Origin of the sequence: Trichocoleus sp. Lan (genome assembly GCF_039961855.1) — a bacterium.
Lineage (GTDB): Bacteria > Cyanobacteriota > Cyanobacteriia > Cyanobacteriales > FACHB-T130 > FACHB-T130.
The window spans coordinates 17,652-27,071 of sequence record NZ_JAMPKA010000049.1 but is presented as its reverse complement, the minus strand read 5'-3'; the positions used below and the strand labels follow the sequence as shown (position 1 = coordinate 27,071).

11 protein-coding genes and 1 pseudogene are annotated in these 9,420 nt (G+C 48.5%); 10 read left to right on the top strand and 2 right to left on the bottom strand.

Translation table 11 applies throughout. The features are described 5' to 3' along the window. Positions 1 to 109 precede the first annotated feature (109 nt). The 6 genes and pseudogenes from NDA03_RS26650 to NDA03_RS26625 form a co-directional block, all read left to right on the top strand. Positions 110 to 637: pseudogene (locus NDA03_RS26650) on the top strand (BsuBI/PstI family type II restriction endonuclease); the annotation flags it as partial. 115 nt (positions 638 to 752) lie between these two features. Beyond that, positions 753 to 1,097 (top strand): metalloregulator ArsR/SmtB family transcription factor, encoded by a 345-nt coding sequence (locus NDA03_RS26645; RefSeq protein ID WP_190683528.1) that lies wholly within the window; start codon positions 753 to 755, stop codon positions 1,095 to 1,097. Further along, a complete protein-coding gene (locus NDA03_RS26640) occupies positions 1,048 to 1,266 on the top strand; it encodes an SRPBCC domain-containing protein (protein WP_348239674.1) in 219 nt (72 codons plus the stop codon). The genes NDA03_RS26645 and NDA03_RS26640 overlap by 50 nt, the downstream gene beginning before the upstream one ends. Beyond that, positions 1,233 to 1,607 (top strand): SRPBCC domain-containing protein, encoded by a 375-nt coding sequence (locus NDA03_RS26635; RefSeq protein WP_348239673.1) that lies wholly within the window; start codon positions 1,233 to 1,235, stop codon positions 1,605 to 1,607. The genes NDA03_RS26640 and NDA03_RS26635 overlap by 34 nt, the downstream gene beginning before the upstream one ends. A 121-nt stretch (positions 1,608 to 1,728) precedes the next feature. Beyond that, entirely contained in the window at positions 1,729 to 2,136 is a 408-nt protein-coding gene (locus NDA03_RS26630) for a VOC family protein (protein ID WP_190453974.1), read from the top strand. 16 nt (positions 2,137 to 2,152) lie between these two features. Then, entirely contained in the window at positions 2,153 to 2,305 is a 153-nt protein-coding gene (locus NDA03_RS26625; RefSeq protein WP_348239672.1) for a hypothetical protein, read from the top strand. A 55-nt stretch (positions 2,306 to 2,360) separates the two neighbouring features. Here the strand turns inward: NDA03_RS26625 and NDA03_RS26620 are convergent, their stop codons facing one another. Continuing rightward, positions 2,361 to 2,972, bottom strand: a complete 612-nt coding sequence (locus NDA03_RS26620; protein WP_190531797.1) for a TetR/AcrR family transcriptional regulator — start codon at positions 2,970 to 2,972, stop codon at positions 2,361 to 2,363. Positions 2,973 to 3,141: 169 nt separating this feature from the next. Here NDA03_RS26620 and NDA03_RS26615 point away from each other — a divergent pair, with 169 nt between their 5' ends. The 4 genes from NDA03_RS26615 (at position 3,142) to NDA03_RS26600 (ending at position 8,081) form a co-directional block, all read left to right on the top strand. Next, complete coding sequence (locus tag NDA03_RS26615) at positions 3,142 to 4,335, top strand: ABC exporter membrane fusion protein (protein ID WP_348239676.1); 1,194 nt, start codon at positions 3,142 to 3,144, stop codon at positions 4,333 to 4,335. Next, the gene (gene devC / locus NDA03_RS26610) at positions 4,332 to 5,504 is read left to right on the top strand and encodes an ABC transporter permease DevC (protein ID WP_348239671.1); all 1,173 of its coding nucleotides are present in this window, start codon (positions 4,332 to 4,334) and stop codon (positions 5,502 to 5,504) included. The genes NDA03_RS26615 and devC overlap by 4 nt, the downstream gene beginning before the upstream one ends. Positions 5,505 to 5,513: 9 nt before the next feature. After that, positions 5,514 to 6,221, top strand: a complete 708-nt coding sequence (locus tag NDA03_RS26605; protein ID WP_348239670.1) for a DevA family ABC transporter ATP-binding protein — start codon at positions 5,514 to 5,516, stop codon at positions 6,219 to 6,221. A 144-nt stretch (positions 6,222 to 6,365) separates the two neighbouring features. Then, positions 6,366 to 8,081, top strand: coding sequence for a pseudouridine synthase (locus NDA03_RS26600; RefSeq protein ID WP_348239669.1), 1,716 nt, complete (start codon positions 6,366 to 6,368; stop codon positions 8,079 to 8,081). A gap of 47 nt (positions 8,082 to 8,128) precedes the next feature. On the opposite strand, the gene NDA03_RS26595 is transcribed toward NDA03_RS26600, so the two are convergent. Further along, positions 8,129 to 9,223 carry a WD40 repeat domain-containing protein gene (locus NDA03_RS26595; protein WP_348239668.1) on the bottom strand — a complete coding sequence of 365 codons (1,095 nt, stop codon included), beginning with the start codon at positions 9,221 to 9,223 and terminating at the stop codon, positions 8,129 to 8,131. Between the last annotated feature and the right edge of the window lie 197 nt (positions 9,224 to 9,420).

Sequence of the window (9,420 nt, the reverse complement as noted above, 5' to 3'; positions counted from 1 at the left end):
TGGGATTTTCACGCTTGATTGCGCTTATGAATTACTTTCACGGTGCAGTTCCTATCCCCCTACAAATGCAAGATTCCCTATTTTCTGCTGCCTAGAGTGACAGAAGAGCGCTAGGAAGCGAAATATCCCGACAATTCCCGTAAGTTTGCCTAATGGTCAAGCCATTCAGCTATCATCAGGTGGACAAAATATTTTGATAAAAGATATTTTGGAAAGCTTCTGTCCTAGATTTACACCTGGAGGTTTAGTTCTGTATGTTGGCGATGCCGGAAATAAGTTCATCATCAATGAAACTCAGAAATTCCGAGAAATAGGGATTGAATTAGATCCTCACGGTAAAATGCCAGACATTGTAGTTCACTATGAGCAGCAAGATTGGCTTGTATTGATAGAGGCTGTGATTAGTCATGGTCCAGTCAACTTGAAACGTCACAATGAATTAAAGCGGCTCTTTCAGTCGAGTCGTAAAGGATTGGTTTTTGTTACGGCTTTCCCAAGCCGTAAGGAAATGACTCGGTATCTTGCTGAGATTTCTTGGGAAACAGAAGTTTGGGTAGCAGATCAACCAGATCACATGATTCATTTCAACGGGGAGAGATTTCTTGGACCCTATGAAGATCCAGAGAATTGTTCTTAAATATCTGGCACAGTACACCTAACACGACACAACAAGCGATCGCTTAAATCAGCACTTGACATTCTTGGACAATTTATTTAACCTTATAGTTAATTAACTGAATGGTTAAATATAAGTGTCTTCCGATCAACTGAGCGTCACCTTTGCCGCCCTTGCCGATCCCACCCGGCGTGCAATCCTGGCTCACCTCGCCAAGGGTGAGGCATCAGTCACCGAGTTAGCAAAACCCTTTGAGATGAGCCTTCCTGCCATCTCCAAGCATCTCAAGGTGCTGGAGCGTGCCGGACTGATCGCGCGGGGTCGGGAGGCTCAATGGCGACCCTGCCAGATCAAAGCGGAGCCACTCAAGGACGCAATGGATTGGATCGAGCAATATCGCCAATTTTGGGAAGAGAGACTTGATCGGCTGGATGATTACCTGCACGAGTTACAAACCCAGGAGAAACAAGATGGGCAATAAAAATGATTCCATTGATGCTCAAAGCGAGGGTCTACGACCGACCTCCGGTCAACGCGAGATCGTCATCACCCGCGTCTTCAACGCACCCCGTGAACTCGTATTCAAGGCGTGGACTGACCCGAAACACGTAGCGCAGTGGTGGGGCCGAAAGGCTTCACGACCAAGGTGACTGAGCTGGATCTGCGTCCAGGCGGTAAATCGCGCTACGTCATGATTGGCCCAGACGGTACGGAGTACCCGGTTAAAGGTGTCTTCCGCGAAGTCGTGCCTCTTGAACGGATTGTTACCACTGATGAATTTGATGAAGGCTTTGAAAAGGTCGTGAACGCTGATCTGCCAAAGGGAATCGTGATGACGGTGCTTTTCGAGGATTTGGACGGCAAGACCAAGCTCACACTCCGCATTGTGCATGAGTCTGCCGAAGACCGCCGGAAGCATGAGGAAATGGGGGTTATTGGTGGGTGGAACTCCAGCTTTGACTGCCTTGATGAGTTCTTGGCGACGGCTTGAGTCTCCCTTGCCACGCATGAGACAGTCAACTGGTGGTCTTTTGTGAAACGGCTCAAGCGGAACATTAGTATCGTCTTGCCGATACTTCCATATATTCAATGAACTCTCAAAAGGAGAAAACATGGCTACTAAAATTTTCGTGAATCTGCCTGTAAAAGACCTCAATCAGTCTGTCGAGTTTTTTACAAAACTTGGCTTCAGTTTTAACGCCCAATTTACTGATGAAACGGCGACTTGCATGATCGTCAGCGATGACATCTTCGTGATGCTATTGACTCACGACAAGTTTAAGACGTTTACTCCGAAAGAAATTTGTGATGCAACCAAAAGCACAGAAGTCCTGGTTTGCTTATCTTCTGATAGCCGAGAACAAGTCGATGAAATGGTTCGCAAGGCAGTCGCCGCTGGTGGGTCAACTTACAATGAACCACAAGATCACGGTTTTATGTACGCACATGGGTTTCAAGATTTAGATAGCCACATTTGGGAACTTGTCTACATGGAACCTAGTGCAATCAATCAAGGTTAAAAATGGAATTAGAGGAATGCCATTCAATGGTCTATCGTTGTGGTGGTCAAAGGAATTTCGGGTTGAACGATCGCTAATGCGGATTGCAACGATTGGAAGCAGTTTTCCATTTGGTAAATTTGTGGCGATCGCATACTTAGAAACTCTTTGCCCACAACTAACTTGGTAGTCCCCAAATGTCATCAACTGTTCGGGGTGTGGGGACAAGAACGTGCAACTCCAGCTTAGGCTTCTGGGAGGAGATACATCAGGCTATCAATCAAGCGATCGCTCTCCATCGGCAGAATATCCTGACTGTGAAGCACTTTCTGTACCAGCATGAAATGAACTAAGGCACCTATCAAAATGCGTGCAGTTGCTTCGGGGTCGGCAATCTTTAAGTTTGGATACGATGCCAGATACTGGCTCAAGGTTTCAATGCCAGGTTTTACTAGCGTGCGAACAAAGATTTGTGCCAGCTTGGGAAACCGCCCAGACTCGCCAATAATTAGCCGCAAAAGGGCAATTTCTTCACTATCACAAATGATCTCATTCAATGCCTTCGTTAATAGCTGCCGCAACATGACCCGACCATCTCCTTGCGGTAGCAGAGAACGTTGGATGATGGAAAGCTTTTTGTGAGCAAACCGTTGGATGAGGGCGGTGAACAATCCTTCTTTATCTTGAAAGTAACTGTAAACCGTTGCTTTGGATACGCCAGCCGCCTTCGCCACCCGATCCATGCTGGTGGCGGCATAGCCATGCACCAAAAACTCTTGCATTGCGCCTGTCAATATCTGTTCGGCTTTCTCTCCCAACCCATCCTGCTTCGGTTCCGTCATCTTCGTCTGTCTCATTCATTCCTGACCTGATTGTCACAGTCATTCTAGGGGCATTCGCTTTGAGGAGTTCTAGAGAATTTTCAGGACTCCCTTGACGTTATTATACTAAACCGTTTAGTTTAGTTATAGAAAAACTAAACGGTTTAGTTTAGTTGCTTCCTAGAACTGGGGAATCTGACAGATGATGCAAGAAGTGGCAGCAGGTAATCCATCCTCGAAACGTCTTTCCCGACCACTGACTCTGCTGGCGATCGCTGCAACGCTGGCAACAGGCGGAGTGATGGCATATAGCGTTTCGCAAGGGCGTATGCCGCAATCCAGTACGACCCCATCCACAGTTATCAGTACGCCCCAAATCAAAACCGTGACGGCGTTGGGACGACTAGAGCCAGAAGGGGAAGCGATCGCGCTTTCTGCACCAACATCTGCTGAGGGGAATCGAGTAGATCAACTGTTAGTCAAGGAAGGCGATCGCGTTCGCAAAGGACAAGCAATTGCGATACTCAACAGTCGCGATCGCCTCCAGGCATCTGTAATGCAGGCACAAGAACAGGTGCGAGTTGCCCAAGCCAAACTGGAGCAGGTGCGTGCGGGAGCCAAGACGGGCGAAATCCAGGCGCAACGCTCCCAGATTGCCCAACTAGAAGCTGAACGTGTCGGCGACTTGAACGCGCAAGCCGCTACCATTGCCCGTCTGGAAGCGGAAGTGCAAAATGCACAGGTGGAGTATCAGCGCTACGCATTGCTTTACCAGAACGGAGCGGTTTCGGCATCCCAACGCGATAGTAAGCGACTGACACTGACAACTGCCCAAAAGCAACTCCAAGAAGCGCAAGCCGCCCGCGATCGCACTCGGAATTCTCGCCAACAGCAACTGAATGAAGCCCGCGCCACCCTGGATCGAATTGCAGAGGTGCGTCCAGTAGATGTGCAGGTAGCTCAAGCCGATGTCAGACAAGCCTTAGCAGCCGTTGAGCAAGCCAAAGCAAACTTAGAGCAGGCATCCGTGCGATCGCCTCAAGATGGTCAAATCCTCAAAATCTACACCCGTCCCGGCGAACTAATTAGCAACGACGGGATTGCCGAAATTGGGCGAACGCAACAGATGTTTGCGATCGCAGAAGTTTATCAGAGTGACATCAAGAACATCCGTCCAGGGCAAACGGCGCGGGTGAGTAGTGACTCCATTGACAGCGAACTCAGCGGTACTGTCGAGCAGGTTGGCTACAAAGTGCTGCGCCAAGACATTGTAAATAGCGATCCGTCCGCCAATATTGATGGGCGCATCGTAGAAGTGAAAATCCGTCTGGATGCAGGCTCCAGTAGCAAGGCTGCCCGACTCACGAATCAGCAAGTTAAGGTGGTCATTGAATTATGATTAGCTTCCAACAACTCCAACGCCGGACACCTTTAGGATGGCTGCAACTGAGTCATCAAAAAGGAAAACTGGTCGTAGCGTGTGCGGGTGTTGTGTTTGCAGATGTCTTGATGTTGATGCAGTTGGGGTTTCAGAGTGCGCTATTCAACAGTGCCGTTTTAGTCCACAATAGCGTTCGCGCCGATGTCGTTCTGCTCAGCCCTCAAGCTCGCAATCTATCAAATATGTCGTCCTTCCCGCGACGGCGTTTGTACCAGTCGATGGATATTCCAGGCGTTCAGTCTGCGGAAGCACTCTACGCCAACATGGTGAACTGGAAGCATCCGACCACCCAGCGCGAAACCAGTATGCTGATGTTGGGATTTGACCCTAACAGCTCAGTCTTTGAGCAACCAGACATTAACCAACAATTAAACCTGATTAAGCTGCCTAACACAGTTTTGTTTGACAGCGGTAGCCGTGGAGACTACAAAGCAGCGATCGCGCAACTCGAACAAAACCAGCCACTAAAAACAGAAATTGAGCGCCATAGTGTTACCGTTGCTGGCAAAATCCGCATCGGATCTTCCTTTGGTGCAGACGGACACCTGGTTACTAGCGACCAAAACTTTCTGCGGTTGTTTCCCCGCCGACAGGCAAGCAGCGTCAGTGTCGGCTTACTGCAACTGCAACCCGGAACCGATCCAGTGCAAACGGTACAAGCTTTGAAAGCACACTTGCCGAATGATGTTCAGGTTCTGACTCGGCAGGAATTTATCGAATTTGAAAGAAGCTACTGGGCAAGGAATACACCGATTGGATTTATTTTTAACTTGGGCGTGACAATGGGCTTCATTGTTGGCGTCATTATTGTCTACCAAGTTCTCTCAACAGATGTGAACGCTCACATGGGAGAATACGCCACTTTCAAGGCAATGGGCTATCGCAATCGCTACCTACTCATGGTGGTGTTTGAAGAAGCCGTTATCTTGGCAATCATCGGCTTTATCCCTAGTATTGCCATTTCCGCAGGACTGTACCGCCTGACTCGTAATGCGACGAATTTGCCTCTGTACATGACTGTGGCGCGAGGGATTTTTGTGCTGATGTTAACGATGGTGATGTGTACCCTTTCTGGCGCGATCGCTACCCGCAAATTACAATCAGCTGACCCGGCTGATATGTTTTAGGTTTATATTATGTCTCTTCAACCTGTTATCTCTATTCACAACCTCGATCACTACTTTGGTCAAGGTCAACTCCGCAAACAAGTTTTATTTGACATCAGTTTAGAAATCAATGCTGGTGAGATTATCATTATGACCGGGCCTTCTGGTTCCGGCAAAACCACACTGCTAACTTTAGTGGGTGGATTGCGATCTGCCCAATCCGGTAGTCTCAAGGTGTTAGGACAAGAACTTTGTGGTGCAAATCCGACAGCACTGGTACAAGCACGACGGCACAATGGTTATATCTTTCAGGCGCACAACTTGCACGGTAGCTTAACGGCACTCCAGAACGTCAAGATGGGCTTAGAGTTGCACAAGGATATTTCTTTGCACCAGATGCGCCAGCGCTCAGCCGAAATGCTAGAACAGGTAGGATTGGGAAATCGGATCAATTACTATCCCGCCGATCTGTCGGGTGGGCAAAAGCAACGGGTAGCGATCGCCCGCGCTTTGGTAAGCCATCCCAAACTCATTCTTGCTGATGAACCGACTGCTGCTCTCGATAGCAAATCCGGTCGTGAAGTCGTTAGCCTGATGCAAACACTGGCAAAAGAACAAGGTTGCACGATTCTACTAGTCACTCATGACAACCGCATTTTGGATATTGCCGATCGCATTGTTCACATGGAGGATGGACACTTAATAAGTGATACTGCCAAGGTTGCAGCGGTTATTTAGGGACTGCTTTTAAATAGATGAGTTAGAGGCAATATGCAATTTTTTAATTTGCAACAAAGCCATTAAACTGCAAAAGCTCCCAACCGCATGGCAGATTCTTATTGTGGGTCCTTTTGTTGTAGGCGTTGCTGGAGTCAATCATCGGTGCATGAGAAAATAGATACCCGCAAGAGACTATCTACAGAGGTTGCCAAAGGTATTCAAAACTATTGGTATGAAGGGCGCTGTCCTCAAAGTGGTGAACTACTGAGACTACCCCGCACCCCGGAAGCAGAAGCGATCGCTAGAGAGTTAATGCAGCATCTTGCCAATAATGACTGTTATTCCGATGAAGGCAAGATGTATGGAATCCTGCTGGTTGAACTACCGCATGGCGAACAACAGGTACTCAAAGCTTTCTCTGGTCTTTTGAATGGTAATAGCACGATCGAGGGCTGGGTGCCGCCAATTCCGGGACGAGATGAAGTTGCCCTAGAAGAAGCCCATACCTTAGCTCAACTGGAGGCGATTAAACAGGAACTGATTACCTTAAAGCAACTTCCAGAATGGCAGCAGTACGAAACCCTGTCTCGCCAGTTTGAACAGCAGTTGCAAGAAATGAGCGATCGCCATCGAGATTGCAAGCAGCAACGACACCGAAAACGTCAGCTAATCTGCGAAACACTGACTGGAAAAGTGCTAACGATTGCCCTTGAAGAACTTGATGAAGAAAGCCGTCAGCACGGAATTGAGCGACGAATGCTCAAACGCCAGCAGAATGAAGTGTTGCAGCCACTCAAGGAATTGATTGAAGCAACCCAAGCACGGATGCGCGAACTTAAACAACAGCGCAAAGAACTATCCCGCGAATTGCAGACTCAGATGCACGCGGCGTATAGGCTGACGAATTTTGCAGGAGAGTCTCTATCTTTGCAGGAATTGATGCCAGGAGGCTCTATGCCCACTGGAACCGGAGACTGTTGCGCCCCTAAGCTGCTGCACTATGCGGCAACGCATGGACTGAAGCCACTGGCAATGGCAGAGTTTTGGTGGGGGTCATCATCAGCCGATGGTGACAAAATTCAGGGAGAATTTTATGGAGCCTGTGCAGAACGCTGTCAGCCACTGATGGGATTTTTACTATCGGGATGGGAACCCTCCCCCCCCTTTCCTTCCCCCCTCCCCCCCCTTAAAAAGGAGGGGATGGAAGAGGGAGTAAGAAGCCCCTCCCCTATTAGGGGAGGGGTGTGGGGAGAGGTCCCCATTGTTTATGAAGATGAATGGCTGATTGCGATGAACAAACCCGCAGGGTTCCTATCAGTACCTGGTCGTTATCACCACACCTTTGATAGTGTCCTCAGTCGCTTGCGTCATCTGTTACCGGATGGCATGGCGATCGCATCTGTGCATCGTCTGGATCGAGAAACATCTGGTATTCTCTTGCTGGCACGCGATCGCCAAACCCATCGCCAACTAAGTTGGCAGTTTCAGCAGCGGCAAGTTTACAAGGTTTACGAAGCCTTACTTTCCGGGTCTGTGACAATTGAGCAAGGTGCGATCGCACTCCCTTTATGGGGAGATCCGGAAAATCGTCCCTATCAGAAAGTCGATGAACGGGGTAAACCTAGCTTGACTCGCTTCCAAGTTATCGCCAGGGAAGGCGATTGGACTCGCATAGAGTTTATGCCGCTAACGGGACGCACTCATCAAATCCGGGTTCATGCTGCCGATCCCAGAGGACTTGGGGTAACGATATTGGGCGATCGCCTTTACGGATGTCGTGCAACTGTCAGTCGGTTACATCTGCACGCCAGGGAACTTCGCTTTGTGCATCCGCAATCTGGAGAAACTCTCCATCTCCAAGTTAAAACGCCGTTTTAACCAGGTTGCGCTAGATGACAGTAACTTCCCAAAAGGTGGCTGGTACTTCAAAAAGACCCCCGTAAAACACTGATTCCAAAAGTGGACAAAACACCCCCAGAACCGATGGCAATCATTTTGCCATCCGGGCTAAAGGCAATACTGGTTGTGTATATGCGACCAAGATTTTGGTCGTTAATAGAAGGCTCAAACAGGGTTTTAAGTAGCGTTCCAGTCCGCAAATTCCACAATTTGACTGAATGATCCCAAGCAGCCGTAACCAGCTTCTGCCCATCAGGGCTAATTGAAATGGAAGCGGAACCTCCGGGTAATGTGTGGAGAAGCTGCTTTGTTCTCAGGTTCCATATCTTGATGGAATCTGCAACACTGACAAGCGTCTGCCCATCGGGAGCGATCGCAATGGAACTGATTGGGCTAGTCTGTCCTTCGAGAGTACCCAGCAGTTTTCCTGTCTTGATATCCCAGAGCTGAATGCTAGTGTCCTTACTGGTATTTTGATCCACATATTCTCCACCGCCAGTCGCAAGTATCTGACTGTTTGGGCTGAGGGCAATCGACCGAATCGGGGTTGATTGTGGATTGATAGTCTGTAGCCGTTTGCCTGTTTTCAGGTTCCACACCAACACTTTCTTGTCATTACTGGCACTGACTAAAGTTTGCCCATCGGCACTGATTTCAAGGTGATTGACTGGTTGTGAATGACCGTTCAAGGTGCGGAGAAGTTTATTCGTTTTCAGATTCCACACCTTAATCGTTTTGTCATTATCCTGTGCCTTACGGTCAACAGTCACCAAGGTTTGGGTATCGGGAGTAATTGCAACGACGCCGGCGGCATATATTTTTTCATTCAGGGTACGCAGCAGCTTACCTGTTTTGAGGTTCCACAGCTTGATTGCCGTACCAGGGCTATGGCTAACCAGGATTTGACTATTCGTATTAAAGGTTAGAAAAGTAACATCGCTGTTATGCCCGCTTAAATTGTAGATTGGCTCAAAGTCTCTTTTGGAGTTAGAGGTTGTTGAACTGGGTTGGGTTGAGGGTTGGGCTGTTGACGGGAGTTTAGCGATCGCGCCAGTGGCAATTGTTGCCATAACAGCCAGAGCGAGCGCGTTTTTCCAAGACAATTGCTTGAGATTTTTCATATAGATAGGTATATAGCTCAGGTAGGACAAAAACTTTATGACTCGCCGATACAATCCAATAAGACGGCAGTTGTATATGCAAATGTTGCCGTCATAACAGCTACAACAGCCCGACCTTAACAAAGCAATTTGCGATCGCACATCACCCAGTTGATTCACCCAACTGATTGATGCTTTTTTGAACTGGCAAGTCTTAC

What these genes read in the sequence shown, in the direction of transcription:
- NDA03_RS26640 (WP_348239674.1), top strand. Translation starts at nt 1,048, where the DNA reads ATGATTACCTGCACGAGTTACAAACCCAGGAGAAACAAGATGGGCAAT.
- NDA03_RS26630 (WP_190453974.1), top strand. Translation starts at nt 1,729, where the DNA reads ATGGCTACTAAAATTTTCGTGAATCTGCCTGTAAAAGACCTCAATCAG.
- NDA03_RS26625 (WP_348239672.1), top strand. Translation starts at nt 2,153, where the DNA reads ATGCCATTCAATGGTCTATCGTTGTGGTGGTCAAAGGAATTTCGGGTT.
- NDA03_RS26620 (WP_190531797.1), bottom strand. Translation starts at nt 2,972, where the DNA reads ATGAGACAGACGAAGATGACGGAACCGAAGCAGGATGGGTTGGGAGAG.
- NDA03_RS26615 (WP_348239676.1), top strand. Translation starts at nt 3,142, where the DNA reads ATGCAAGAAGTGGCAGCAGGTAATCCATCCTCGAAACGTCTTTCCCGA.
- devC (WP_348239671.1), top strand. Translation starts at nt 4,332, where the DNA reads ATGATTAGCTTCCAACAACTCCAACGCCGGACACCTTTAGGATGGCTG.
- NDA03_RS26605 (WP_348239670.1), top strand. Translation starts at nt 5,514, where the DNA reads ATGTCTCTTCAACCTGTTATCTCTATTCACAACCTCGATCACTACTTT.
- NDA03_RS26595 (WP_348239668.1), bottom strand. Translation starts at nt 9,223, where the DNA reads ATGAAAAATCTCAAGCAATTGTCTTGGAAAAACGCGCTCGCTCTGGCT.